The following is a 26121-nucleotide window of genomic DNA, read 5'->3' as shown; positions in this document are numbered from 1 at the left end:
TGTCGTAACTTCAAACATCTGAAGTGTTCATTTGAACATATTTGCAAGGCCGCAATCCAGGAACATCAATTTGGTTGGACCGATCTTTGGCAACCCTGACATGGGTAGAAATTATATCGTGCAAGACTGTGTCTATGCCGTCATCCTGAACGATGCGGGCGAAGTTGCCGTTGCGCGTACCCCAAAGGGGCTGGTGCTTATTGGTGGTGGGGTGGAGCGCGGAGAAAGTGAACGCGATGCATTGCATCGCGAAGCCTATGAAGAATCCGGTTACAAGATCGATATCCATAATCGCCTTGGTATTGCGTCACAATACGTCAATAACTTTGCCAAGGGTCGATTTCGACTAAAACGCGGTGTGTTTTTCCTGTGCAAATTTACCGAACGTTTGGGGCCTCCGGTTGAACCAGATCATGAATTAATCTGGTTGACCTATGACGAAGCCTATCAACAACTAATCCGTCCGTTTCATCGCTGGGCCCTTGAGATCGGTGTTATGGGCGAACAAGCGTCATCCTAGCCGCAGCATTTTTTGTATTTCTTCCCAGAGCCACACGGGCAGGGATCATTTCGACCGGTATTTGTTGGGCTGGCCGTGATATTGCCGGGCGATGTTTCGGGAAATTCACCATCGATATACAACCAGTGACCATTACGCCGTTCGAACCGGGATATTTCATGTAGCGCGTGATCCCGCCCGTTGTCACGAAATCGGGCAATAAATTCGACCATCCCGTGCTGATCGAGGATGCCACCTTTGTGAGTGGCAATAATTTCTAGGCCTAGCCATTCATTGTGATCTGCCTTTATCTGCTCAGGATCAAATCCGGATGCCTTTTCCGGAGCAAGGGTCGCCAGCAGGTAATCGGCATCGCTAGTGACAAAAGCACTATACCGAGACCGCATCAATTGCTCTGCCGTTGAGGCTTTGCGCTTTCCAGACAGTAGTTCACCGCAGCATTTGCCAAAGATTTTGGGGGCACCACATGGACAGGGGGATATTGCGTCTGCTTTCGCCATGTTCATCTATAGCTGTCCTTTGGTCATGTATGCTGTTGCCGGTCAAAATGGTCTTAGGGTTGATGCTGGGGGAATGGCAACAGGTTTCGCGCGGGGCACGCGAATAAGCGAGACTTTATCTAAAGCGCAAAAACTCTGTGAAAAACAATACAGCGTGCCTTTTTTTTGCCGCATATCGATCCTAGCGTGAGTTTGTCAGCATTGATAATATCCGACTGGATTTATCGGGTAAATTATGTAAAATGCTGATATTGAAAGTTAAATATAGCTGAAATCCGGTCAGGTTTATCTTGACGAATTTACTCGGGTTTAGATATATTAACTTTTGCGGGTGGGGGCCCAATGGCACCGCCGGATAGTGTTCCGGCCTAATGGCGGACATGTAAATTGTCGATTTGCTTCGAGGAAGGAAGAGACACGATGAATATGAGTTATCTTTGCGTCTGCTGTCCTCTCCCATAGGGCCTATGGGATGAAATTGCGACCGGACGGAACCATTTCCCAAAATGACTGCCGGTCGTCCGAGTGATTAAGTTCACAACTGACAGTGTTTGCGCGTCATCTAGAGTCTGTTTGAATTCGTAGGAAGAATTGTCAGGCGTGATGCGTAAACCTCTCTGGAGGACATGATATGAGCACGATTAAATTACCTGCAGTACCGCAGGATGACGGATTCTCTGGTTACCTGAGGCAGGTCTGGAAGTTCCCGATGCTCAGCGTAGACGAAGAATATATGCTTGCACGCCGCTATCACGAGCATGATGACACCGATGCAGCTCACAAGCTGGTCACAAGTCACCTGCGTCTTGTTGCGAAAATTGCCTTTGGTTATCGCGGCTATGGCTTGCCGATGGCTGATCTGGTTGCAGAGGGCAATACCGGCCTGATGCGTGCCGTTCAGAAGTTTGACCCGGAACGCGGTTTCCGTCTTTCGACCTATGCAATGTGGTGGATCAAAGCGGCTGTGACCGAATATATCCTTCACAGCTGGTCTATGGTGAAACTCGGCACGATGGCCGCACAGAAAAAGCTGTTTTTCAGCCTGCGAAAAGCCAAAAAGCAGCTCAACATTTATGATAATGGTGAACTGTCACCCGAGCAGGCCGATGCGGTTGCAGAAAAGCTTGGTGTAACCGGCAAGGAAGCGTTGGAAATGAATCGTCGCCTTGCAGCGCGTGATTTCTCGCTGAATACGCCGATGCCCAAAGACGAAGGCATGGAGTATCTTGATACCCTGTCATCCGATGCACCCAGCCCGGAAAGCATTGTGGCCGACGCCGAGGAACGTGTTCTGCATAACGACATGCTGAAAAGTGCAATGGGTGAATTGCCTGAGCGCGAGCGTGAAATTATCGAAGCCCGTTTCCTGAGCGACGATCCGATCACGCTTGAAAAGCTCGGCGAAAGGTTCGGTGTAAGTCGTGAACGTGTGCGTCAGCTTGAAGCACGCGCTTTCAAGAAAATTCAGGAATCCGTTCTGACGCAGCATGCTGCGGCATAACCAGACTCCGAACGCAAACAGAGAAGGCGGCATCACAGGATGTCGCCTTTTTCTTTATGGTAATGTGATTTGCTTCACGATGGGATCATGGTCGGGTCATCGGCGCAAAGCGCGAGAGCGATTGATCATATCACGGGTTTTATCCCAAAGCTGATAATTACCAAGTTCTGTCGGTGATACCCACCGGGCATTCGCGGCGTCACCACCGGCTTTTAAATCTGCTTCCAATGCTTCTGCGACAAAGTCGATCAGGGTGTAGTGATATTGCACCCGACCGTTTTTATCGGGTGTTATCAGATCGACGGTATCAATCAGGATCGGTTCGGAAATCGTGATTCCAGTTTCCTCAAAAACTTCGCGATGAACCGCTTCACGCAATGTTTCCCCAAGTTCCTGCGCACCGCCCGGAAGGCTCCAACTGCCTTTGTTTGGCGCCTTGCCGCGCTGGATCAAAAGAACATTATCGCCGTGCCATACAACAGCGCCAATGCCAATGATGGGCCGTGTCAGATAGTCGCGTTTGTCGATATCAGATGTCATCGTCTTCTTCGATGTCTTCATCAGGATCGACAACATCATGGACGACCTGGCCTGTCATTTCACGGGCCCGGATAGCTGGTCGCCCGAGAAACTGATCATCGGACTCCGGACGTAGCGACATGACAAAATCGACGCTTGGTGCATCCCCCAAAGCAAAATGCCGGGCAGTCTCATAATCAGGAGCCGTAACTTTGGCGGTTCGTATGCCAACAGAGCCATTGTCATCATATATGTATTCAACAATCCAGACCTGCAAAACAACTCCTATACGATGGCGGTTTGGTGTCACCCGGTTTGTTTGGTTGCGCCGCAAACTTGAATGCTGCTATCACTTCAGGAAAGGGGAGTTTCCCCTGATCAATAGTCGCAGCATTGCCATATTCCTACTGACAAATGGTGAATGCAAACATGTATTACAGGCAGTGCCATGTAATGCGACCCATCTTCACAGGTGATCAATGACTGCCAATCGTGACGACCAGCATGAAACGGACAATGAAAGTTCCGGTCATGCACTGCCAAGCCCGGGGCTTTTCGCCCGTGTGCGTGCCTATTTTCTGACCGGTGTTCTCGTTAGCGCTCCGCTTGTCATTACATTCGGACTGGCATGGTGGTTTATCGAATTCGTTGACAGCAAGGTCATGCCGCTGATCCCGGGACATTATAACCCGGTCTATTACCTGCCCGAAGGCTATCAGGAATATGGTATCCCGGGATTTGGCCTTTTGGTGATCTTGATTTTCATCACGGTCGTCGGCTGGTTCACCACCAACTTTGCCGGTCGTGCCCTGATCAAGCTTTATGAGCGTATTCTGGCTCGTATTCCTGCCGTGCGTAGCATTTATGGCGCGGTCAAGCAGATCCTTGAAACGGTTCTTGCCAATCAGTCCAATGCATTCAGACAGGCGGTTTTGCTTGAATACCCACGTCGTGGCATGTGGGCAATCGGCTTCATTACAGGCCAAACCAAAGGTGAAGTGCAAAACCTGACGGAAGATACTGTGATTAATATCTTTCTTCCGACGACACCGAACCCGACATCAGGATTCCTTTTGTTCGTGCCGCGCAGGGATATCGTAATCTTGGATATGACGGTCGAGGAAGCGATTAAAATGGTTATGTCCGGCGGGATTGTAACGCCACCGGATCGCCGCTCGGCAGAGGCACAAGCCAAACCGGTCGTATCAGCCAAAACATACGAAGACCTTGATGTTCTGCGCGAAAAAGAAAATACACCGGTTCTGGTTTCCAAGCACCCGGAACCGGGAAACGAAAATGCAGATGACAAGAGCCGAGAAGACGCTTGAAGCGGCCTGAAATCTATAGAATGAGAAGGGCGCTGCAATTTGCAAGCGCCCTTTGTTTTTATCCTGATCGGAAATAGCGAACGGCTTCGTCGCGTTCGAAAAGATACAACAACAACCGTAATGCTTCTCCGCGTGGCTTTTGCAGGTCAGGATCAAGTTCGACAATCAGGCGGGCGTCGTCGCGGGCGATTGCCAGAAGATCACCGTGCATTTCCAGACTGGCAAGGCGATAGGCCTGCAATCCGCTTTGCCGGGTGCCCAGAACTTCGCCCGCACCACGCAAGCGAAGATCTTCCTCGGCAATGATGAAGCCGTCTTCTGTCTCGCGCATGATCTTGAGACGGGCTTTGGAAATCTCGCCTAAAGGTGAACCATACAGCAGCAGGCAGGTTGATGCCGCGTCTCCGCGCCCGATCCGCCCACGCAACTGATGAAGTTGTGCCAGACCAAACCGTTCGGCGTGTTCGATGACCATGATTGTTGCGTCGGGCACGTTCACCCCAACTTCAATCACCGTTGTCGCGACAAGAATAGACAGATCACCGTGGGCGAAGCGCTCCATCACGGCATCCTTGTCCTTGGCTTTCATTTTTCCGTGGACAAGTCCGACACGGCTTTCGCCAAACAGGTCGACCAGAATGCGATACCGTTCTTCTGCAGCCTGCAAATCGAGGAATTCGGAATCCTCGACCAAGGGGCAAACCCAGTAGATTTTGGTCCCGGTGCGCATGGCGCGACCGATGCCTGATATGACATCGTCAACCTTGTCCGCAGGTAGAACACGAGTATCAACCGGCTTTCGTCCCGGCGGTTTTTCGTCCAGCCGCGATACTTCCATATCCCCGAACGCTGTCAGGGTCAGAGTTCGGGGGATCGGTGTTGCGGTCATGACCAGGACATCGACTGCCTGTCCTTTGCCAGCCAGCATAAGGCGTTGATGTACGCCAAATCGATGCTGTTCATCGACAACGGCAAAGGCCAGGTCGTGGAACTGCACGTCTTCCTGGAACAGCGCATGCGTACCAACAGCAACCTGAAAAGTTCCATTGGCAAAGCCCTCAAGTGCTATCTTGCGACTTTTGCCTTTATCGCGCCCTGTCAGGATGGCGCAGGTCACGCCGATCTTTTCCAGGAGGGGGGCAATGGTTTCAAAATGCTGGCGGGCAAGTATTTCTGTCGGCGCCATTAATGCGGCCTGACGACCGGTTTCGATTGCGTTCAGCATGGCCATCAGCGCGACAACCGTTTTCCCCGAACCAACATCCCCCTGAAGCAGGCGCAACATGCGACCGTTGCTGCTCATATCCTCGTAAATGTCTTTCAGGGCGCGTTGCTGCGCACCCGTCATGGCAAAGGGCAGTTCTGCTTCAAGCGCCTTGCGCAAACGGCGATCACCCTTTGTCGATATTCCGCCCAGTTTACGCATTTTGGCCCGGATAAGCGCAAGGGCAAGCTGATTTGCCAGCAACTCATCATAGGCAAGTCGCTTGCGGGCAGGGTGGTCAGGTGACAGATCACTCTCATTTTCAGGATTATGAACCTGATGCAGGGCGGATTTCAGGTTCGGCCATTTGTGGCGTGCCTGTAAAGCGGGATCATGCCATTCCGGCAGTTCTGGCACCATTGTCAGGGCTGCCCGGGTCGATTTGGTTAGTGTTTTACCTGTAACACCGGCAGACATCGGATAAACAGGCTCGACCGTCTGAATTTCCTCGCGCTCGGCCTCGGTCCCGATCCGGTCAGGATGGGTGATCTGATATTCGCCCCGATAGTGATCAATTTTGCCCGATACAATTCGTTTTTCACCTGTTGGTAAAACTTCATTCAGGTATTTGGCGCGCGCATTGAAAAATGCCAAAACCACCGGGCCACTCTGGGTTTTGCAAATTACCCGATATGGACGGCGGCGGTTCGGCGGAGCGTCATGGCGTTCGACCCAGACATCAAGCGTAACAATCGACCCGTCAATTGTTTCTGTTAGCGGCGGTGAAAAACGCCGGTCAATCAGCCCGGATGGCAGATGCCAGAGCAAATCGACAACATGCTCACCACCAATCAACCGCGCGAGCAAAGGCTTCAGGCGCGGACCAATACCGGGCAGGCTGTCGATTTCAGCAAAAAGCGGGAATAAAATTTCCGGACGCATGACAGTTTTCGTTGAGTTTTCAGATGAGAACGTTAATAGAACAAATCGGTTTACGTGCTGGGTATACAACAAAATTATCGTGCGACAACCGACAAGTCACGAGCCAATGCAAATTGGATGGATGACAGCATGGACCAATCGGTGAATTTACCGTACAAACCATGCCACAAAAGACAATCTGTGCCTTTGGTTTTGTGCCAAGGCATGGGACCAGAAAAGACAGGAGATCGAACGTGAGTATCGACAGCAAAGAACTTGAAGTACGACGCAAGAAGTTGCTGTTTCGCGGCGGCCATCGCGGCACCAAGGAGAACGATATCCTGATCGGCCGGTTTATGGATGCACACCTCGCGACCCTGTCAGAGGCGCAACTCGAACGTTTTGAAACACTGATGAATGACGTTCCCGATGCCGATTTCTTTAAATGGGCAACGGGTAAAGAACCGGCACCGGAAGAATACGATACCGATGTGCTGCACATGATTCAGGAACTGAGCAACGCACGTTAAAACATTGAGCAAATTAAAAGAAATTATTTCGACTAAAGGTCGCAAACGGCTGTGTGGCGTGCCAGAGGGTGCCGACGCTTTGCTGCTGCGTGAATTGCTGGATGCATCGGTAAACAACTCAACAATCCTGCATGTCGTGCGCGATGATAAGCGCATGGCCCAGCTTGCGGAGGCACTTGCTTTCTTTGCGGGCGAGGTCGAGGTCTTAACCCTGCCTGCATGGGATTGCTTGCCCTACGACCGGGTTTCGCCGATTGCCGAAGTAACGGCACGCCGTGTTGAAACATTGACGACACTGGCCGAGGATATCAAACCGGCCAGTGGGCAGGGACGTATTGTTCTGGCAACAGCGGCCGCGATCATGCAGCGGGTTCCGCGGGTCGACGTCATGCGGGATGGCAAACTGACCTTTAAGTCAGGACAGGAACATTCGCGCGCCGATCTGACCGGATATTTCGACCGGATGGGCTATAACCGTGCCGAACAGGTTATGGAGCCAGGTGATTACGCGGTTCGCGGTGATATTGTTGATATCTTTGCACCCGGCATGAAAGAGCCCGTGCGGCTTGATTTCTTTGGGGACGAGATCGAAAGTATTCGCCGATTTGACGTTGAAACGCAGCGTACCGTCGGACGGATCAATGAAATCGCCCTTTTGCCCGTTGGCGAAGTGTTCCTCGATCAGGACAGCATTTCCCGGTTCCGCAGTGGATATCGCGAACTTTTTGGTGTCGTATCGCAAGCTGATCCACTTTATGAGTCGATCAGTAACGGCTTGAAATATGGTGGCATGGAACATTGGCTGCCGCTATTCCACGACGGTATGGACACTGTTTTTGCCTATCTGCCGGATGTAATGGTCAGTTTTGATCATCAATATGGCGAGGTTATCGAAAACCGCCTTGAGATGATTGACGATTATTATCAGGCGCGCCTGAACATAAAGGGCGGTGGGCTTTCGGGGGACAATGTTTACAAACCTGTTCCACCCGAACGGCTTTATCTGGATCAGGCCGAATTTGACCGGATGCTGAATGATCGCACGGTTCTTGAGCTTTCCCCCTATTACGAGGAAGAGAGTCCTGAGCGTGCCGTTTTTGATATGGGCGCACGACCGGGACGTGATTTTGGTGATGTGCGGGCACGCGCCGATACTAACCTTTATGACGAGCTACGCGATTTCATTTCTGTCCAGCGTGGGAAAAATCAGCAGGTTGTTATTGCGGCTTATTCTGACGGATCACGTGACCGTATGGTTTCCGTCTTGCGCGAACATGGTGTTGCCAAGGTTGTAACCGCGGAATGTTGGGAAGACATCACCGATGATCTGACACCGGAACAGCTCGCCATTGTTATTCTTGACCTAGAGCATGGTTTCCGCCGCGAAGGCCTTTGGATCCTATCGGAACAGGATATTCTGGGCGACCGCATGAGCCGCCCGGGCGGACGCCGTCGCAAGGCCGAAAACTTCCTGCGGGAAGCATCCGAGATTTCAGAGGGTGACCTCGTCGTTCATCTTGATCACGGGATCGGTCGCTATCTTGGTCTTCGGACCGTTACCGCAGGTGGTGCGCCACACGATTGTCTGGAACTGGAATATGACGGCGGGGACAAGCTTTTTGTTCCGGTCGAGAATATTGAAGTTCTGTCGCGATATGGCTCCGACGAGGGATTGTCGATTCTTGACAAGCTTGGCGGTGTTGCATGGCAAGCCCGCAAAGCCAAGCTGCGCGAACGTATCCGTGATATGGCTGGTAAGCTGATCAAGGTTGCCGCCGAACGCCACCTGCGCAAAGGGGCGGCCTTGACCGCCCCCGAAGGTAGTTATGACGAGTTCTGCGCAAGTTTCCCGTTTGCAGAGACCGAGGATCAGGCGCGTGCCATTCGTGATACGCTGGACGATCTCGCGGCGGGCAAACCTATGGATCGTCTTGTGTGTGGTGATGTCGGTTTTGGTAAGACAGAGGTTGCATTGCGTGCTGCCTTTGCCGCAGTGATGTCCGGCAAGCAGGTTGCGATTGTCGCCCCGACAACGTTGTTGTGCCGGCAGCATTACCTGACCTTCAGGCAGCGCTTTGACGGGCTTCCGGTCCGGGTTGAACAACTATCGCGTCTGGTAACCGGCAAGAACGCCAAACTGGTCAAGGACAACCTTGAAAGCGGACATGTAGATATCGTATGCGGTACGCACGCGCTTTTGGGTAACGGTGTAAAGTTCAAGGACCTTGGGCTTCTGACTATCGATGAAGAGCAGCATTTCGGCGTAAAGCACAAGGAACGCCTGAAAGAGCTTAAAACCGATGTTCACGTTCTGACGCTAACGGCGACGCCGATCCCGCGCACATTGCAGCTTGCGCTGACCGGAGTTAAAGAACTTTCGATTATTGCAACACCGCCGGTCGATCGCCTGGCTGTTCGGACCTATATCACGCCTTATGACCCGGTAGTCGTGCGCGAAGCGATCCTGCGTGAACGTCACCGTGGGGGACAAATCTTCTATGTGTGTCCGCGGGTCAATGAACTTGGACGGATTGCCAAAGAACTTGAAACGCTTGTGCCTGAAATCAAGTTTGACGTCGCACATGGTCAGATGGGCGCGCGCGACCTCGAACAGGTGATGACCGATTTCACCGATCGCAAATTTGATTTGTTGCTTGCGACCAACATCATTGAGTCCGGCATCGATGTTCCGAACGCCAATACCATGATCATCCATCGTGCTGACATGTTCGGGCTGGCACAGCTTTATCAGTTGCGCGGGCGTATCGGTCGATCAAAACAGCGTGCATATGCCTATCTGACGTTGCCGAATGGCAAGAAACTCACCGCAACGGCGCTGAAGCGACTTGAGGTCATGCAGACGCTTGACAGTCTTGGCGCCGGTTTCAATCTTGCCAGCCATGACCTTGACATTCGTGGGGCAGGGAACCTGCTTGGCGAGGAACAATCGGGCCATATCAAGGAAGTCGGGATCGAACTTTATCAGCAAATGATCGAAGAAGCCGTGGCAGAGGCCAAGGGAGAGATCGAAGCCGATGATGCGACATCCTTCGTCCCGCAGATCAATGTCGGAATGCCGGTTCTGATACCGGATCGCTATGTGCCTGATCTTGGTGTGCGACTTGGTCTGTATCGTCGTATCTCGGAATTACGTTCACGCGAGGAAGTCGATCAGTTCGCCGCCGAGATGATTGATCGGTTCGGCAAATTGCCGAAGGAAGTTGAAAATCTTCTGGATGTGGTCACGATCAAACAGTGGTGCCGGACATCCAATGTTGAAAAACTCGATGCCGGTCCCAAAGGTGCGTTGATCACGCTTCGGAATAATGAATTCCCGAATCCGGTCGGTCTGGTTGGTTTTATCCAGCAACAGGTTGGCGTGGCACGTTTGCGTCCGGATCACAAGATCGTCTATGCCGCTGGTTGGGATGGTCCGACAGATCGTCTGGAGGGTTTGAAGCGTCTGATGCGTCGTTTGGCCGATATTGCGGCAAAGGCATAAATAAAAGGCAGGTCCGGAAACGGTACCTGCCTTTTTCTTTCCGAATGAGGCGTATGTCAGACGGGGGTTTCTTCCTGGCGCGCCAGACGGATCATACGTTGCAGGATATCGGGTTCCTGTGCCCCGGACAGAGCATGGCGGCTATTAAACAGGAAACAGGGCACACCGGTTACCCCCATTTGATGGGCGACACGGTTTTCCTGCGATACGAATTCACGATCCATATCACCACCAAGATAATCAAGGATTTCGTTTCTGTCCTCGCCATGGGAGACGGCAATTTCGCACAGAACGTCATGATCACCAATATCGCGTCCATCAAGGAAGTAAGCGGTGAACAGGTCTTCAACAAGATCGTTGCCGACGGCGGGACGTTCGGCACAAACCTTATAGATCAGACGATGGGAATCTGTTGAGTCCGGTGTCAGGCGAATGGCATCAAAATTGAAGTCGATCCCAACGGCTGCCCCTGCAGCTTCGATCGCCTTGTAGACACGGGTTGCACTTTCTGTGCCACCGAATTTGGCTGAAAGATACAATTTCCGGTCAATACCACCATTTGGCATATCGGGGTTTAACAGGAATGGACGCCAGGTAATCGGCATGTGGTCCAATTGCTCGCGCGCGAGCGCCTTTTCCAGCCGCTTTTTGCCGATATAGCACCAGGGACATACCGTATCGATGATCGCCTCAATCCGGATCGCCGCCATCGATGCTTCGCTATGTCCAAGTTGCCAATTCATGTTTTATCCATTCAGGAAAGAAGTACCCGCCGCAAGTGGCGCAATACCAAGATGGTCTGCAATGGTTTGCCCGATATCAGCGAAACTGTCGCGCATGCCAATCGGACCGGGTTGAATGGCCGGACCAAACGCCATAATCGGCACGAACTCACGTGTGTGGTCATTGCCGCGCCATGTCGGGTCACAGCCGTGATCGGCAGTAACGATGACCAGATCACCGGGTTTCAGCGCCGCACGCAGTTCGGGAATACGGGCATCGAATTCTTCAAGTGCGTTGGCATAGCCAGGTACATCACGACGATGGCCGAATTCCATATCAAAATCGACCAGATTGGTGAAAACGATGCTGTTATCAGGGGCCAGATCAATTTCGGTCATCATGGCGTCAAAAAGGGCCATATTGCCCGATGCCTTGACCTTTTTTGAAATGCCGCGCTGCGCATAGATATCTGCAATTTTACCCACCGATATGACCGTCCCGCCAGCCTTGCTAAATTTATCCAGCAGGGTTGGTTTATGCGGCGGAATGGCAATGTCGCGGCGGTTTGCCGTTCGTTTGAAATCAGCAGGGCTGCTACCCACAAACGGGCGGGCGATAACACGGCCAATATTGTAAGGCGCAACCAGTTTAAAGGTGATCTCGCAAACCTCGTACAATCGATCCAGGCCGAAATGCTCTTCGTGGGCGGCAATCTGAAACACGCTATCGGCCGAGGTATAGCAAATCGGCATGCCGGTTTTGATGTGTTTCTCACCAAGCTCGGCAATGATCGTCGTGCCAGACGCATGACAATTGCCCAGAATGCCGGGCAGTTTTGCCTGTTCGATCAGGGCATCGGTTAGCTCCTTGGGGAAGGTCGGGACTTCAAGTGGAAAATAGCCCCAGTCAAAATCAACAGGAACACCGGCTATTTCCCAATGTCCGCTTGGCGTATCCTTGCCGCGGGACAGTTCTTTGGCGTGGCCATAGGCCCCGATGATCGCACCCCCATGCTCAAGCCCCGGCGGAACACGCCCGGTTGCATCCCTGGCAGCTTCGCCAAGGCCCAGTGCCGTCATGTTTGGTATGTTCAGGGTACCTTTACGAATATCATTGTCTGCCAGCCCCTTGGCGCAGTTTTCTGCAATATGGCCCAAGGTGTCCGATCCCTGATCACCAAACTTGGCCGCATCCGGGGCTGCACCGATACCGAAACTGTCTGCAACAATGATGATGGCGCGCGCCATTCCGTCTTCCTTCAGCTGTATCTGCCATTCGTGCTGATTGGCAGATAGTCATTATTCTCAGTAGTTGCCAGTCGTTCTGGGTACCGATGCCTGATCAATACCGCAAGTTTCCAACAAGGCTGTCAAGACGCCGCTAGCACCGAAGCGGAACGTTGCAGGCTCTGCCCAGCCTTCACCCATGATCTCGTCCGCAATGGCAAGAAAGAGTGCTGCGTCATCGGTTGTTTTGACACCGCCAGATGCCTTGAAACCGCAGGCAAGGCCATCTTCCTCGCGGGCGTCGCGGATGGCTGTGATCATTGCCACCGCGGCCTCGGGCGTTGCGCCAACCGGCACCTTCCCGGTCGATGTTTTGACGAAATTCGCACCATGCTTGATCGCAAGGCGGGCTGCGTCATAAACCTTTGAAAGATCGTCAAACTCGCCACTTTCAAGGATAACCTTCATCGTCGTCATCGGGCCGCAAGCCATGCGGGTTGCCTCAATCACATCAATGACGGTCTGAATGTCCCCGGCAAGAAAAGCTTTGTAAGGCAGAACCAGATCAACCTCGTCCGCACCCTTGGCAACTGCGTCAGCGGTTTCGTCGCCGACACGCTGCGCATTGGTACCACCAGCCGGGAAATTGACTACGGTTGCGGTTTTAACGCCGCTTTGTCCCAGTGCCCGCCATGCGGTTTCGACGAAAGGGGCGTAAACGCAAACAGCGGCAGTATTGCCTGCTGGGCTTTGTGCGCGATCACACAGTGCTTCGATCTTTTCGACCGTGTCATCGTCATTCAGACTGGTCAGATCAAGAACAGAAATGGCCAGACGCGCGGTATCCGCATCGCTTTTTGCGGCAGCTTTGGCAGCTGTAATGACTTCTGAAACAGAATTCGGGTCGAACATGTCGGTATCCTTAAAACGCGCAGGACGCGAAGTGTTGAGATCGGCATGAATTATACCGAACTCTTGCTATCGCGTCCTCTAAAGAAGGTCAACGGGCGGTCAGCAGAAGTCCTTCACGCCCTGGCAGAACATCTGCCCCGGCCACCGAGCACAGCAAACCACCCGGCACCACAAGGCGCCCACCAACGCGGGCATACATGAAACCATCCGTGCGGCTGGAAAACGGTGTTTTGTCACCGGTTTCGCAATCAAGAACATAACCCAGTTCCTGACCTGCCTTGACATGCACGCCGGCATCAACGGAAAAAACGATCATCCCGCCATGGGTTGCCGTTACGCGATCAACGCCGGCAAGTGGCGTTGCTGTGCATTTTGCCTCGGGCAGGGGACCGGGATCGCCCCCGATAACACCGCGACGTTGCAGAAAGGCAAACAGGTTCTTGGCATCCTGACTGGCAAGGTGATCATAAACATCCTGTTCGCCGCGCAATTCAATGGTTGTTGAGAGCGTTGCCATCGGGATAGGGAACTTGTCACCGTAGACACGACGCAGTTCGACCCACGGGCGGCTGAAAGCTTCGTCGAACGGGTTCGCACCGCTTTCTTCGGCAATCAGACATGCTTCCGCACCGATTTGGGCAGAAAGGTCTGCTGCGTCCGGCCAGTTGGAATCGCTCGTGTAAAGGTGCATTGCAGCTTCCCAGTCGCAATGCAGGTCAAGAACATAGTCTGCATCAATTGCGAGTTCCGCCAGCGTCAGACGCAAATCCTCAAGGTCGGTCAAGGGCCCGGCATTAACGCGATGCTCTTTGATCAGTCGGCGAAGTGCGGCACGCACACATTCGACGTTGGCATCGGGATCCTGACCAAGTTTCCCATCAACTGCAGCAATAAGTTCCTTGCACAGGTCAGGATAGTGCCGGTTGAAGTTCTGGCCGGTGCGCATTTCAAAGCGACCAAGCGGCTTCATGTCAACATATTGGGTGAAACCGATCGGGTTGGCGAATGGTACAACAACGATTTCCCCCTTGATCTGGTTGTTTTCTTCGGCCGTTTTCAGAAGAATTTCCAAATGGTGCAGGGCGATAACTCCGGGCAGTTCATCGGCATGTAGTGCTGCCTGAAGATAAGCTTTCGGTCCTTTGCCGGGGGTGCCGTAGCGACGGACGGTAAGCGCGCGGGCAGTACCCATTTGCGGGCGAAGCAGTTCAATGCGTTCCTGTTGCATGATATTCCTGTGGGAGTTGGTGGCGGCGTTAGAAGCAACTCTGGCAACAACAGGTGACGCAGTTGCCAGAAATACTCATGTCCCGAACAATCAATGTTTGTGGCTTCTCGACATCGAACAGCCCGGGACTTGACTGGAAATCAGATATGTCCACCGGCTTTCGCAATGGTGGATTTGTTTTCTTTCCGGTTTTCGTTCCGGCGCAGGTATTTTTCAACACCCTTGAAGCCAAAGGTCAGGACATAAACGATAATCAGATAGATCACGCCTGCCGAAATGAAGGCTTCATATGGCAATGCGGTACGCGCAACAATTTTGCGGGCGGCACCGGTCAATTCCATCATGGTGACTGTTGATGCCAGTGACGTTGCCTTAAGCGTAAAAATCACATCGTTGGTATAGGCAGGCCAGATGATCTGCCACATACGCGGGAAGATGATCCGGCGATAAATGGTGGCAGGCCGCATGCCACACGCGCGAGCAGCTTCAATCTCGCCATTCGGAACGTTCTGGATACCACCACGCATGATCTCGGCCATGTAGGCCGCCGTATTCAGGACGAATGTCAGCAGGCAGTACCAGTAGGGATCACGCAGATAGGTCCAGGACCAGTGATCCTGTATACCTTCAATGTTGGCGATAAGTTGCCCACAACCGTAATACATCATGAACAGCTGTGCGATCAGCGGCGTACCGCGAAACACATAGATAAACGCAAAGGGCAGGGCCTGAACCCAAATAAGCTTTGAAACACGGGCGATGGCAAGCGGAATGGCAATCAGTGTGCCAAATACAACAGAAACTGCCAACAATTGCAGTGTCAGAAGGAAACCCTGCCACAGCCAGCTATCATATTTGGTCAGGACGTATATCAGATCTTCAAACATCGATTACGCCCTCGCAATGCCGCGGGAAGCCCGCTTTTCCAGTCGGTTGAAGACGAACAGCGATACAGTGGTAAAAGCCAGGAACATCGCCATTGCAACCAGATAAAATGTAAAGGGCGCTTTTTCTGTTCCTGCACCAACCGCTGCTTTACGCAGGATTTCCTCGACACCGACGACTGAAATCAGGGCCGTATCTTTGATCAGAACTTGAAATAGGTTATTAAGCCCGGGCAGGGCGAACCGCCAGAGTTGTGGTAACTTGATACGAAGGAATATTTGCGCTGGTGTCATGCCGCAAGCGGTTGCTGCTTCAATCTGGCCAACCGGGATAGATTGCATGGCTGCGCGAAATACTTCAGAGGCGAATGCACCCTGAACAAGTGCAAGAGCCGCCACCCCCGACCAGAATGCCGGGATATCAACGCGTACAGCTTCACCGCCAATAAGCTCGGCAAGGTTCTGCACGGCAATCGTGCCGCCAAAATAGATCAATAAAATAACCAAAAGCTCGGGAATGCCACGGATAATAACGGTGTAGCTTTCCCCGATTATCCGCAAGCTCCGGTAACGCGACAATTTTGCCGAAGCGCCCAGCAAACCGAGAATAATCATGAATGGCAGCACGGTCAGGCAAAGCTGGACTGTCACAAGCCCACCTTCAAGCATCTGCCAACCGCGGCCGTATAAATCAAACATGGTATCTCCTGCAAACCTTCATGCCACATCAACGTCGGGCAATAAGGGAAGGGCGGCACACTGGTGCCGCCCTAAACTGCCTTCCGATCAATTCGGGTGCAGGTTGATTTCTTCGAAATATTTTTTGTTGATTTCCTGATACGAACCATTGGCAAGCATTTCGGCCAGTGCCTTGTTCAGGATTTCTTTCAGGTCCTGATCTTCTTTGCGAATGCCGATCCCGGCACCTTCGCCAAAGAATTCTTTAGGCGCAAAAGTTTCCGACACGAAAGCATAGCCTTTGCCCTCATCGGACTTGACCCATTCAACGAGAACACCGGAATCTGCCAGTGTTGCATCAATGCGGCCAGCCGTAAGATCAAGCAGAGCGTTGTCCTGCGTGTCATACATACGAATTTCGGCGTTCGGGAAATTGTCTTCGAGGAAAGCAGAGTGAGTGGTCGAGCGCTGAACGCCGATTACGAGACCGTCAAGCGCGTCTTCAACAACCGCGCCATCTTTCCATGCCTCCACAGACATTCCTTCCTTACCAACGAATACCGCCGGCGTGGTGCTGTAGTAATTGGTGAAGTCGATGGAGCGTTTACGCTCTTCGGTGATCGACATCTGGGCGATAATCGCATCATATTTTTTTGCCAGCAGACCCGGAATGATCCCGTCCCAGTCCTGGGCTACGATTTCACATTCGATACCAGCCGTCTCACAAAGTTTTACCGCGAAATCGACGTCAAACCCCTGCAGTTTGCCATCCTTGTCGACATAGTTGAACGGAGGGTATGCACCTTCGGTCGCAATAACGACCTTTTCCCAGGCTGCACTTGCTGCCGATGCACTCAGTGCTACACCTACGGCTGCTGCGGTCGCAACCTTGATCCAGTTTTTCATTCATAGTCTCCCTTGTTGTTGAGAACAGGCCGTATCGACACTGTCCTTGTCGGTCGGTTCTTTCGCGGAACCAGCCCTTCCAGATCAGAAATCACGCTGAAGGAATTGTTTCATACGTTCTGATTTTGGATTTTCGAATACCTCTTTCGGCTCTCCAAACTCTTCCACCAGTCCCTGATGGAGGAACATGACGTGGCTCGATACCCCTTTGGCAAAACCCATCTCGTGCGTAACGACCAGCATCGTACGGCCTTCTTCGGCAAGGTCGGTCATGACCCGAAGAACTTCCCCTACAAGTTCAGGGTCAAGCGCGGACGTCGGTTCGTCAAACAGCAGAACTTCCGGCTCGATTGCCAAGGCGCGGGCAATTGCGGCGCGTTGCTGCTGCCCGCCGGAAATGTGGCCGGGATAATAGTCGCGGCGTTCATACATGCCCACTTTGTGAAGCAGAGCATCGGCACGTTCGACGGCTTCTTTTTTCGGAATGCCAAGAACATGCACCGGCGCTTCGATCACATTTTCCAGAATGGTCAGGTGGCTCCAAAGGTTGAAGCTTTGAAAGACCATGGCCAGTTTGGTGCGAATGCGTTGAAGCTGTTTTTTGTCGGCCGGTTCCTGACTTCCATCTTTCAGGCCGCGCATCTTGATCAGTTCGCCATGAACATGCACGGTGCCGGAATTCGGTGTTTCAAGAAGGTTGATGCAGCGCAAAAAGGTACTTTTGCCAGAACCGGATGAACCGATGATCGAAATAACGTCACCGGTATTCGCGGTCAGATCAATACCTTTGAGGACTTCATGCTCCCCAAAGCTTTTGAACATCCCTTCGACCTTTAGGGCGGGTATGTTTGTGCTCATATCGAGATAAAGAGTCCCCTGTTGAAAGTTCTTGTTGTTTCGGGCCTGCCCGATCCGCACCAAATCGATGCTTCACCCCTTTGGACAATCCGAATCACATTCTTCCCCTGAATAATTGCCTTTCCGGGCACTGTAATTCTACTGATTTTTTGCAGTTATATGAAGAAAACAGCCCTCTCCGCATTATATTTGGCCGGGGTTGGGAAACCTTAGCAAATATACTGCTGCCCTAAGTGTTTTTACGCAATAAAAATTCCCAACATTTCCGAGAGTGCCGAATCACACTTGGTCTTGGCGCAAATTTTTGCACCTGAACGTGGCATTTTAGTTTTCGACCATTTTTGCAGCAACCAGAGAGTAAGCAAAAGGCCCGCACCGTGATCAATGTACGAAGCGGGCTTTGATTGTTGCTCCGGCTCAATTATCGCGAACTGTTTTGAGGAAGCCAATCACTTCCCGGCGAAGCTTTCCGGCCAAAGCCTGCATTTCATTTGACGACTGCAAAAGAGCGCGGGCTTCGTCGCTGACCATGGTTGAAGCATCGGAAACGGCTGATACATTCCGGGACACATCCTGCGTTCCCGAAGCGGCGCGTTGCACACTATCCGCAATTTCCTGCGTTGCAGCTCCCTGTTGCTCGACAGCGGCTGCTATCGCATTGCAGAACTCGTTAATCCGTTCGATTGTTGTGGTGATATCGCTGATTTCCGTTACGGAGCGGGTAGACGAAGATTGAATGCCATCGACCTGTGTCTGAATGTCGCCGGTTGCTTTGTCTGTCTGATTGGCAAGGGACTTCACTTCGCCTGCTACCACGGCAAATCCTTTGCCGGCATCTCCGGCGCGCGCAGCTTCGATGGTGGCATTCAGAGCCAAGAGGTTTGTCTGCCCAGCAATATCCTGAATTAAGCCGACAACCTTTCCAATTCGTTCTGCTGCATCGGCAAGCTCCGTGACGGTCTGGCTGGTGTTATTCACGCCTTCAACCGCCATGCTTGCAACCTGGATGGACTGCGTAATTTGCGCACCTATTTCTCTGATCGCGGCTGATAGCTCTTCGGTTGCGGCTGCAACTGTTTGAACGCTTTCGGTCGTCTGGGCTGCGGCCTCGGAAACAGCGGATGCCCGCGCATTGGATTCTTCTGCGCTCGCCGTCAGCTGTTTGGCAACATGCTGGGTTTGCTCGGACGCATGTGCGACAGTTTCAACAATAGAAAGGACATTTTTCTCAAAGCTGTCCGCCATTTGACTGAGTGCTCGCCTGCGTTCCTCGGCCAACCTCTTTGTCGATTCCTCATTCTCTTTGGCGAGGCGCTCCATCTCGATTGCATTATCCTTGAACACAACGACGGCAGCAGCCATTGAACCGATTTCATCCTTAAGTTCAGTTCCGGGGACTTCAACACTGCGATCCCCATTTGCAAGGCGTGTCATGGCATCTGTCATGCTCAGAACTGGTCTGGATACCCATTGGCGTACCAGAACGCCCATAAGTCCCATTATCGCAAGAACCGCAACAATTGCTGTGATAATCGATGTCTGTCGGAAATTTGTAAGTGATGCATAAGCAAGGTCGCGATCAATGGCAAAACCAAGATACCAGCTTACAGCGGGCAGGCCTTCGACCTTGAAGAAAGTGAAAATTTGATCACCAGTGCTATTCAGGACGTCATCCATACTTTCTCGAACAGTCGGGGTGCTTTGCGGAAAGGCTTCCGCCATCGGCTTAAGCGTGAAATTGGCATCCGGATGGATCAGGATGGTTCCCTGATCATTGACCAGAAACCCATATCCGATCCCGCCCAGATCAACGCTGCGCACCAGCTCTCCCAGGGTGGTGATGTCAAGATCACCACCTACGACACCGAGAATTTTCCCATCAGAAGAAACCGGTGTGGTTGCTGTAACAATCAGTTTTCCGGTTGATGCATCGGTGTATGGCTCTGTTAGCGTGCTGCCACCAGCGGCAACCGCGTCCGCATACCATGGTCGTTTGCGCGGATCGTAATCGGCAGGCAATTCATCCGGGGGAAACATCAGCATCTCGCCCGATGCGCTACCAAAATACGAGAACATGAATGTATCAGCGAGGGCAGGGCGACTGACCAGATCCTTCACACTGTCACTGTCATTTTTCTGCGCAATATTTTGACCGAGGCTTTCTACAAGCAACTTCCGGCCATCAATCCAATTTGCGATCCCGGTTGTTGCCAGAGAACCCGTTTCAACCAGTTTGGACTGAAGTGACGCCTGAATCGCAGATTTTTGTTGAAGGTCGAAATACAGAATGAATGCCACAAATGTGGTCACAACAATCAATGCCGCAGCCAAAAGAATACGGCTGCCAATGTTCAGTGACATCAGGTTTTCTCCGGTGATACACTCGCCCTGTTTGTATCAGGTTGGCATCATGTAATCCGGTTACAAGAGTACTTAAGTGCCCGAAATATTGATAAAAGGCGTGTAAATTTATCTGGCTGAGTCGTGTGATTGAGCTGAACCGGTTTAGACGTGCAAGTAAGCTCCATGACAAACACTTGTCTTGGCGTGGTTCAACATTCGACAACTGATCAGGGAGGTGGCGGAGAGACAGGGATTCGAACCCTGGGTACCCGTAAAGGCACGCCGGTTTTCAAGACCGGTGCATTCAACCACTCTGCCATCTCTCCGCATTGTGGTGGCGTTTATCGCCCTGCGCGCCCTCAATAAATTGCCGGGCTGCACCTGTCAATATGTCAGTTTCTGCTTTGCAAAGTTTCTTGCGTACCCAAATTACGCGAAGGTTCGTGCCAGACATTTAACAAGTCTTAACGTGTGGGGCGGTATCAGCAATACACAGAACTCAAAACAAGTATATCAGCCTGGTAAAGCATTAACCGGGAACGTCAAACCAAACCGGCACGAGGCGAGCAAAATGAATTATCGGACCATCTGTACTGTGGCTTCAATTATCGGCATGCTCGTGACGGTTTCACCAGCTTTCGCCCAGACCAATACGGACGAGTTGCCAGCCTTTACGACAGAAGGCTTTGATGCCTGGCTGGCTGATTTCAAAAAAGATGCGGCATCAAAGGGCATTTCCCAGTCGACACTGGATGTTGCCTTTGCCAATACGCAACCAATTCCGAAAGTGATTGAGTATGATCGCAGCCAGCCAGAGTTCAAACTGACATTCGAGCAGTATCTGCAACGGGTTGTGCCGCAGTCACGTATAAATGAAGGTCGGCGTAAATATGCCGAAAACCGTGCAATTATTGATGCTGCTGCCAAAAAATACGGTGTTCCGGGACATTACTTGACCGCATTTTGGGGCATTGAAACCGGTTTTGGGCGTCATACTGGCGGATATTCTGTCGTTGATTCGCTTGCAACCCTTGCCTTTGAAGGCCGCCGGGCAGAGTATTTCCGCACGGAATTGATCAATGCGCTCAAGATTATTGACGCAGGACATATCGCTCCTGAAAAAATGGAAGGCTCTTGGGCTGGGGCCATGGGACAGGCGCAATTTATGCCTTCCACTTTCCTGAACTATGCCCGTGATGGAGACGAAGACGGAAAGATTGACCTTTGGGGAGCCAAAGAAGATGTTTTCGCATCTGCCGCGAACTATCTATCAACGGTTGGCTGGAAAGCCGACGAACGATGGGGCCGCAAAGTCAGTATTCCTTCTGACCTTGATAAATCAGTTATTGGACGCGAAATTCGCAAACCGATCAGTGAATGGCAGAAACTTGGTGTTCGTATGCCGGATGGGTCCAGTCTTCCTGCTGCTGACATGGAAGCGTCAATTGTCATCGTAAATGACGATGCCGGACCCGCTTATATGGTTTATAACAATTTCCACACCATAATGCATTGGAACCGGTCGACCTATTTTGCAATTGCAGTTGGTACACTTGCTGATGCGATCGCCGGTCGTTAATTGCTTTAGCCGATCATACGCGGTTCACTATCTGGACGGGAACAACTGAATGCCGAAAAACGTGCGCAAGGCGTTTATGCAGGGCTGGAACAAAGGGCGTTGGGCTGCTGGTGCACTTGCCATTACCGTTTTATTGGCCGGTTGCGCCGAAACGCAGCTTGCTGTCCATGGAGTTAAACGTATTGGCGGTGCACAGCAGCAGCCGGTACAGGTTGGTACCTATAAGGTCGGTAATCCTTACGAGATTGCCGGGCAGTGGTATTATCCCGCTGCTGACTATGAATACAAGGAAACCGGTATTGCTTCCTGGTACGGCCCGAAATTCCATGGCAAGAAGACCGCGAATGGCGAAATCTTTGACCAGTACGAGGTATCTGCAGCCCACCGTACACTTCCCATGCCAAGTGTGGTACGTGTGACCAACCTTGAAAACGGACGTTCGCTTAAGGTGCGCATCAATGATCGCGGTCCGTTTGCGCACAGTCGAATCATTGATATGTCCCGTCGTGCTGCTCAGTTGCTTGGTTTCGAGCAGAAAGGCACAGCCAAAGTCCTGGTTGAAGTCATCGAAGATGAAAGCCGCCAGATCGCGGCCATAGCCCAAGGAAAAGCTGCCCCGGCTGTGACTGTTGCCGAGCAGCAAACGGTTTCCGCGGCACCGCGTGATACGGTCGAAACCGTTAGTCTGGATAATGACGGGCCGATTACCGACAGCGGAGAACCGACGAAATCGACCATTAAACTAACCCCGCCGACAGATTATGGGGCATCACAGGCTGTCTCGCAATCGCCTCTTGATGGTACGGTGGAAGAAAGTGCAGTGGTTCGTGTGGAGCCGGTTTCGCCGTCTTCGATCTATGTGCAGGCAGGCGCATTTTCGGTTTACGACAATGCACTTAACCTCAGGAACCGCTTATATGACATGGCCCCAAGCAAGATAGAGCCGGTCGAGGTCAAGGGGACAACCTTTTATCGCGTTCGACTTGGACCATTAAACACCGTTCCCGAAGCGGACATTCTGCTCGAACGGGTAATCGCGACAGGACAGAATGGCGCAAAAGTCGTTGTGGAATGTGCTGACGGCGCTTTGCAAAACAGTGTTTCCGGTTGCTAGGGTTTATCTGGTCACGATAGTTCGAATTTTGCAGAAAAGTTGAAGCGGTTGCACAATTTTGCCGGATTTGCGACATAGAGACCGATCTTATCCCGCTGAAAAACAGAGCGGTATGACAGTTAATTTAAAGAACAAGGTTAGGACGTTATGAGTTTGATGCCGCCAATTCCGTTCAAAACGAAACTGAACCGGGTAGTGGCCGGGGCCGCGATATTTGGTTCTGCCATGGCGATGTCCCTGACCAGCGTGCACGCGCTTGAGACGACCGCGCGCGAAGCTTATTTGATGGATTATGACACCGGCACTGTTCTGCTCGACAAGAATGGGGATGTTTTAACTGAACCTGCGTCGATGACCAAAATGATGACGGTTCACTTGTTGTTCGAGCGGATCAAAAGCGGCAGCGTATCGCTTGACGATACATTCCACGTCAGTGAAAAAGCATGGCGCAAAGGTGGATCGAAAATGTTCGTCGAAGTGAATTCCGACGTTTCGGTCAATGACCTGCTGCATGGTATTATTGTTCAGTCTGGGAATGATTCTGCTATCGTTGTTGCAGAAGGGCTTGCTGGTACCGAAGAGGCATTTGCCGAGGAAATGACCGCTGAAGCGCGCAAGATCGGTATGACGAAGTCTGTTTTCAAAAATGCGACTGGCTGGCCGGACGAAGGGCATCTTGTTACGGTGCATGATCTGGCAATCCTGGCCCGTGATACCATTAAGAACTTTCCCGAACTTTATAAACTCTATGCGGTGAAGGAATTCACCTATAACGGGATCCGCCAACCGAACAGAAACCCTTTGCTGGGTACCAGTGCCGGCGTCGATGGTATGAAAACCGGTCATACGGAAACAGCAGGCTATGGATTGACGGCAACTGCGGAACGCGATGGGCGTCGTCTTATTCTTGTCGTTAACGGTCTTGGTTCTGTGCGCGAACGCAGAACAGAGTCACAAAAACTGCTGGATTGGGGATTCCGCGAGTTTGACAATTATGACCTGTTTGATGCAGGCGAAGTCGTCAGCAGCGCGAATGTCTGGCTGGGGTCAGAAACCAAAGTCGATCTGGTCACTGATCAGGATATCCTGTTGACGCTGCCCCGCACGAACCGTGACGATATGAAAGTTTCGGTCGTTTATGAAGGCCCGATCCCGGCACCGATTACCGCAGGGCAGCAAGTCGCAACGCTGAAGGTTGAACTTCCCGGTAACGAACCACATGAATTCCCGCTTTACGCCGCAACCGAGGTTGATCGTCTTGGTTTCATCGGACGCATCGGTGCGGCAATCAAATATCTGCTGTGGGGAGCGAACGGTTGAGTTCGGTACCAGGTTTGTTCATCAGCTTTGAAGGTGGTGAAGGTAGCGGCAAGACAACCCAGATACGCCGACTTGAAAGCTGGTTTCGTCAGCGCGGACGCGAGGTTGTCGTCACGCGCGAACCTGGCGGCTCCCCCGGTGCGGAAGAAATCAGAAACCTGTTATTGACCGGTGACCCCGGACGCTGGGACGCCGTGACCGAAGCCCTGTTGATGTTTGCGTCGCGCCGCGATCACGTGGAACGGACCATCCGCCCGGCTCTTGCAGAGGGTAAGGTTGTTTTGTGTGACCGCTTTGCTGATTCTTCGGTTGCATATCAGGGATTTGGGCATGGTCTTGGCGCCGAGTTTATCCGCAATCTTTGGCAAATCGCGATTGACGGTTTCAAACCTGATCTGACCCTGATTTTCGATCTCCCGGTAGAGGTAGGTTTGGAACGGGCAGGGGCGCGGTTTACCAATGTCAGTGCAGCAGAAGACCGTTTCGAGCGTATGGGAACGGAATTCCATCAACGGCTTCGAAACGGTTTCATTGAAATTGCCCGGAAAAACCCGGAACGGTGCGAAATTGTCGATGCAAACGGTGACATTGATCTGGTTTGCGAACGGATGATTTCGGTTGTTTCAACCAGATTATCCGGACGGGGGATTTGATCGATGGCCGTTGAAGAAAAAGAAGAAGAGGGTGCGTTTCCGGTACCTCGGCGGAATGCCCATTTTGTTGGCCATATCGACGCGGAACAAACGGTCCTGGATGCCTGGAATAGCAAACGCATGCACCATGCGTGGCTGCTGTGCGGGCCGCGCGGTGTCGGGAAGGCAACTTTGGCTTACCGCATGGCACGTTTCGTTCTATCTGGTGGTGGCGATCAGGGGTGCGGGCTGTTTGGCGATGCCCCGAAAGGTCTGCATATCGATCCGGAAAATCCGGTTTTTCGTCGTATTGCAGGCGGCGGGCACGGTGATCTCAAAGTTATTGAGCGCCAATATGACGAAAAGAAAAAACGCCTTCAGGGTGAAATTACAGTCGATAGCGTCCGCACTGTCGGGAGTTTCATGTCAAAAACCGCCGCAGAAGGTGGTTGGCGTATCGTGATCGTTGATGCAGCCGACGAGCTGAACCGTAATGCTGCCAACGCAATTCTGAAGGTTCTGGAAGAACCGCCAGCCAATGCAATGATGATCCTGATCGCCCATCAACCCGGCAGGCTGTTGCCGACCATCCGGTCGCGGTGCCGCCGTATGAACCTTAGCGCGCTTGAGGATCATCAGGTGGTTGAATTGCTGGGCCGTTATTGTCCGGATATTGATCTGGGGGATCGTGATGCCTTGGCAGGTTTGGCCGAGGGCAGCATTGGCCGGGCTCTGCAACTGCATGATGTTGGCGGGCTTGAACTTTATACCGAAATGGTTCGTCTTTTGGCTGCACTGCCAGATGCAGACGTGCTGGCACAACATAAATTCGCCGAACGGTTTTCCCCGGCTGATCGTGATGCTGCCTTTGCCACGGTAACCGATCTTCTGCACTGGTGGTTGGGGCGTCTGATCCGATTTGCCGCAACGGGGCAGGCACCACGCGAAGTCATTGAAGGTGAATTGCCCGCCATGCAACGCATGGCTGCTGCGCAACCGCTTGATCAATGGATTGAGGTGTGGGAAAAGATCAGCGAATTGATGAGTGCCACGCGTGGATTGCATCTTGATCGCAAACAGGCTTTGCTGAATGCATTCTTCATGCTTGAAGAAACCATGCGGAACTGAAACGAGCACCAATCAACCGAAATTATGACCATAACGGCCCATTTCGGGCCGTTTTGTTTCACGAC

Annotated in this window: 23 protein-coding genes and 1 tRNA gene; 10 read left to right on the top strand and 14 right to left on the bottom strand. The window is 52.2% G+C overall.

Going from position 1 to position 26121, the window contains the following annotated elements:
• Nucleotides 1-100 precede the first annotated feature (100 nt).
• Nucleotides 101-520 (top strand): NUDIX domain-containing protein, encoded by a 420-nt coding sequence (locus AUP42_RS03320; RefSeq protein ID WP_231858141.1) that lies wholly within the window; start codon nt 101-103, stop codon nt 518-520.
• Here the strand turns inward: AUP42_RS03320 and AUP42_RS03315 are convergent.
• Nucleotides 517-1026, bottom strand: coding sequence for a YchJ family protein (locus AUP42_RS03315; protein ID WP_231858140.1), 510 nt, complete (start codon nt 1024-1026; stop codon nt 517-519). The two genes, AUP42_RS03320 and AUP42_RS03315, sit on opposite strands and share 4 nt — an antisense overlap.
• A gap of 625 nt (nt 1027-1651) precedes the next feature.
• Here AUP42_RS03315 and rpoH point away from each other — a divergent pair.
• Nucleotides 1652-2521 (top strand): RNA polymerase sigma factor RpoH, encoded by an 870-nt coding sequence (gene rpoH, locus AUP42_RS03310; protein ID WP_037992565.1) that lies wholly within the window; start codon nt 1652-1654, stop codon nt 2519-2521.
• 96 nt (nt 2522-2617) lie between these two features.
• Here rpoH and AUP42_RS03305 read toward each other — a convergent pair whose 3' ends face one another.
• Together AUP42_RS03305 and AUP42_RS03300 are read right to left on the bottom strand one after the other, a co-directional pair.
• Complete coding sequence (locus AUP42_RS03305; RefSeq protein WP_062948882.1) at nt 2618-3061, bottom strand: NUDIX hydrolase; 444 nt, start codon at nt 3059-3061, stop codon at nt 2618-2620.
• On the bottom strand, nt 3051-3317 hold the full coding sequence (locus AUP42_RS03300) for a hypothetical protein (RefSeq protein WP_062948880.1): 267 nt from the start codon (nt 3315-3317) through the stop codon (nt 3051-3053). The genes AUP42_RS03305 and AUP42_RS03300 overlap by 11 nt, the downstream gene beginning before the upstream one ends.
• Before the next feature lie 202 nt (nt 3318-3519).
• Here AUP42_RS03300 and AUP42_RS03295 point away from each other — a divergent pair, with 202 nt between their 5' ends.
• The gene (locus AUP42_RS03295; RefSeq protein ID WP_062948878.1) at nt 3520-4368 is read left to right on the top strand and encodes a DUF502 domain-containing protein; all 849 of its coding nucleotides are present in this window, start codon (nt 3520-3522) and stop codon (nt 4366-4368) included.
• Nucleotides 4369-4426: 58 nt separating this feature from the next.
• On the opposite strand, the gene recG is transcribed toward AUP42_RS03295, so the two are convergent.
• Nucleotides 4427-6514 carry an ATP-dependent DNA helicase RecG gene (gene recG / locus AUP42_RS03290; protein ID WP_062948876.1) on the bottom strand — a complete coding sequence of 696 codons (2088 nt, stop codon included), beginning with the start codon at nt 6512-6514 and terminating at the stop codon, nt 4427-4429.
• A 233-nt stretch (nt 6515-6747) separates the two neighbouring features.
• Here recG and AUP42_RS03285 point away from each other — a divergent pair, with 233 nt between their 5' ends.
• Entirely contained in the window at nt 6748-7023 is a 276-nt protein-coding gene (locus AUP42_RS03285) for a succinate dehydrogenase assembly factor 2 (RefSeq protein ID WP_062948874.1), read from the top strand.
• Nucleotides 7024-7027: 4 nt separating this feature from the next.
• On the top strand, nt 7028-10525 hold the full coding sequence (gene mfd / locus AUP42_RS03280; RefSeq protein WP_062948872.1) for a transcription-repair coupling factor: 3498 nt from the start codon (nt 7028-7030) through the stop codon (nt 10523-10525).
• Between the two features lie 56 nt (nt 10526-10581).
• Here the strand turns inward: mfd and AUP42_RS03275 are convergent, their stop codons facing one another.
• The 10 genes from AUP42_RS03275 to AUP42_RS03230 form a co-directional block, all read right to left on the bottom strand.
• The gene (locus AUP42_RS03275) at nt 10582-11268 is read right to left on the bottom strand and encodes a DsbA family oxidoreductase (RefSeq protein ID WP_062948870.1); all 687 of its coding nucleotides are present in this window, start codon (nt 11266-11268) and stop codon (nt 10582-10584) included.
• Nucleotides 11269-11271: 3 nt separating this feature from the next.
• Nucleotides 11272-12495: a phosphopentomutase gene (locus AUP42_RS03270; RefSeq protein ID WP_062948868.1), complete on the bottom strand. Its 1224-nt coding sequence runs from the start codon at nt 12493-12495 to the stop codon at nt 11272-11274.
• Between the two features lie 57 nt (nt 12496-12552).
• Nucleotides 12553-13386, bottom strand: coding sequence for a deoxyribose-phosphate aldolase (gene deoC, locus AUP42_RS03265; protein ID WP_062948866.1), 834 nt, complete (start codon nt 13384-13386; stop codon nt 12553-12555).
• 88 nt (nt 13387-13474) lie between these two features.
• Nucleotides 13475-14614, bottom strand: a complete 1140-nt coding sequence (locus AUP42_RS03260; protein WP_062948864.1) for a succinylglutamate desuccinylase/aspartoacylase family protein — start codon at nt 14612-14614, stop codon at nt 13475-13477.
• Nucleotides 14615-14754: 140 nt separating this feature from the next.
• Nucleotides 14755-15501, bottom strand: a complete 747-nt coding sequence (locus AUP42_RS03255; RefSeq protein WP_197468238.1) for an ABC transporter permease — start codon at nt 15499-15501, stop codon at nt 14755-14757.
• Between the two features lie 3 nt (nt 15502-15504).
• Complete coding sequence (locus AUP42_RS03250; RefSeq protein WP_269451387.1) at nt 15505-16167, bottom strand: ABC transporter permease; 663 nt, start codon at nt 16165-16167, stop codon at nt 15505-15507.
• Nucleotides 16168-16284: 117 nt separating this feature from the next.
• The gene (locus AUP42_RS03245; protein WP_062948861.1) at nt 16285-17082 is read right to left on the bottom strand and encodes a lysine/arginine/ornithine ABC transporter substrate-binding protein; all 798 of its coding nucleotides are present in this window, start codon (nt 17080-17082) and stop codon (nt 16285-16287) included.
• 84 nt (nt 17083-17166) lie between these two features.
• Nucleotides 17167-17928, bottom strand: coding sequence for an ABC transporter ATP-binding protein (locus AUP42_RS03240; protein ID WP_348772122.1), 762 nt, complete (start codon nt 17926-17928; stop codon nt 17167-17169).
• A gap of 429 nt (nt 17929-18357) precedes the next feature.
• Nucleotides 18358-20301 (bottom strand): methyl-accepting chemotaxis protein, encoded by a 1944-nt coding sequence (locus tag AUP42_RS03235; protein WP_062948858.1) that lies wholly within the window; start codon nt 20299-20301, stop codon nt 18358-18360.
• Nucleotides 20302-20519: 218 nt separating this feature from the next.
• Nucleotides 20520-20609 (bottom strand) — tRNA-Ser (locus AUP42_RS03230).
• Between AUP42_RS03230 and AUP42_RS03225 the strand changes: the two genes are divergently transcribed.
• From AUP42_RS03225 to AUP42_RS03205, 5 genes are all read left to right on the top strand, one after another.
• The gene (locus AUP42_RS03225) at nt 20582-21862 is read left to right on the top strand and encodes a lytic murein transglycosylase (protein WP_231858138.1); all 1281 of its coding nucleotides are present in this window, start codon (nt 20582-20584) and stop codon (nt 21860-21862) included. The genes AUP42_RS03230 and AUP42_RS03225 overlap by 28 nt on opposite strands.
• A 49-nt stretch (nt 21863-21911) precedes the next feature.
• Nucleotides 21912-22976: a septal ring lytic transglycosylase RlpA family protein gene (locus AUP42_RS03220; protein ID WP_062948854.1), complete on the top strand. Its 1065-nt coding sequence runs from the start codon at nt 21912-21914 to the stop codon at nt 22974-22976.
• 147 nt (nt 22977-23123) lie between these two features.
• Complete coding sequence (locus AUP42_RS03215; protein WP_062948852.1) at nt 23124-24296, top strand: D-alanyl-D-alanine carboxypeptidase family protein; 1173 nt, start codon at nt 23124-23126, stop codon at nt 24294-24296.
• A complete protein-coding gene (gene tmk / locus AUP42_RS03210) occupies nt 24293-24949 on the top strand; it encodes a dTMP kinase (RefSeq protein WP_062948850.1) in 657 nt (218 codons plus the stop codon). Before AUP42_RS03215 ends, tmk begins: the two co-directional genes overlap by 4 nt.
• Before the next feature lie 3 nt (nt 24950-24952).
• Nucleotides 24953-26056 carry a DNA polymerase III subunit delta' gene (locus AUP42_RS03205; RefSeq protein ID WP_062948848.1) on the top strand — a complete coding sequence of 368 codons (1104 nt, stop codon included), beginning with the start codon at nt 24953-24955 and terminating at the stop codon, nt 26054-26056.
• The last annotated feature ends 65 nt before the right edge of the window (nt 26057-26121 follow it).

Source organism: Thalassospira lucentensis, from assembly GCF_001613805.1.
Taxonomy (GTDB): Bacteria; Pseudomonadota; Alphaproteobacteria; order Rhodospirillales; family Thalassospiraceae; genus Thalassospira; species Thalassospira lucentensis_A.
This window is presented reverse-complemented; position numbering and strand designations above follow the sequence as displayed.

Bases quoted from the DNA above. Each gene is read 5' to 3' on its own strand.
- recG (WP_062948876.1), bottom strand. From the start codon at position 6,514: ATGCGTCCGGAAATTTTATTCCCGCTTTTTGCTGAAATCGACAGCCTG.
- rpoH (WP_037992565.1), top strand. From the start codon at position 1,652: ATGAGCACGATTAAATTACCTGCAGTACCGCAGGATGACGGATTCTCT.
- AUP42_RS03205 (WP_062948848.1), top strand. From the start codon at position 24,953: ATGGCCGTTGAAGAAAAAGAAGAAGAGGGTGCGTTTCCGGTACCTCGG.
- deoC (WP_062948866.1), bottom strand. From the start codon at position 13,386: ATGTTCGACCCGAATTCTGTTTCAGAAGTCATTACAGCTGCCAAAGCT.
- AUP42_RS03270 (WP_062948868.1), bottom strand. From the start codon at position 12,495: ATGGCGCGCGCCATCATCATTGTTGCAGACAGTTTCGGTATCGGTGCA.
- AUP42_RS03250 (WP_269451387.1), bottom strand. From the start codon at position 16,167: ATGCTTGAAGGTGGGCTTGTGACAGTCCAGCTTTGCCTGACCGTGCTG.
- AUP42_RS03305 (WP_062948882.1), bottom strand. From the start codon at position 3,061: ATGACATCTGATATCGACAAACGCGACTATCTGACACGGCCCATCATT.
- AUP42_RS03215 (WP_062948852.1), top strand. From the start codon at position 23,124: ATGAGTTTGATGCCGCCAATTCCGTTCAAAACGAAACTGAACCGGGTA.
- AUP42_RS03260 (WP_062948864.1), bottom strand. From the start codon at position 14,614: ATGCAACAGGAACGCATTGAACTGCTTCGCCCGCAAATGGGTACTGCC.
- AUP42_RS03235 (WP_062948858.1), bottom strand. From the start codon at position 20,301: ATGTCACTGAACATTGGCAGCCGTATTCTTTTGGCTGCGGCATTGATT.
- AUP42_RS03295 (WP_062948878.1), top strand. From the start codon at position 3,520: ATGACTGCCAATCGTGACGACCAGCATGAAACGGACAATGAAAGTTCC.
- AUP42_RS03255 (WP_197468238.1), bottom strand. From the start codon at position 15,501: ATGTTTGAAGATCTGATATACGTCCTGACCAAATATGATAGCTGGCTG.
- AUP42_RS03315 (WP_231858140.1), bottom strand. From the start codon at position 1,026: ATGAACATGGCGAAAGCAGACGCAATATCCCCCTGTCCATGTGGTGCC.
- AUP42_RS03220 (WP_062948854.1), top strand. From the start codon at position 21,912: ATGCCGAAAAACGTGCGCAAGGCGTTTATGCAGGGCTGGAACAAAGGG.
- AUP42_RS03245 (WP_062948861.1), bottom strand. From the start codon at position 17,082: ATGAAAAACTGGATCAAGGTTGCGACCGCAGCAGCCGTAGGTGTAGCA.
- AUP42_RS03275 (WP_062948870.1), bottom strand. From the start codon at position 11,268: ATGAATTGGCAACTTGGACATAGCGAAGCATCGATGGCGGCGATCCGG.
- AUP42_RS03320 (WP_231858141.1), top strand. From the start codon at position 101: ATGGGTAGAAATTATATCGTGCAAGACTGTGTCTATGCCGTCATCCTG.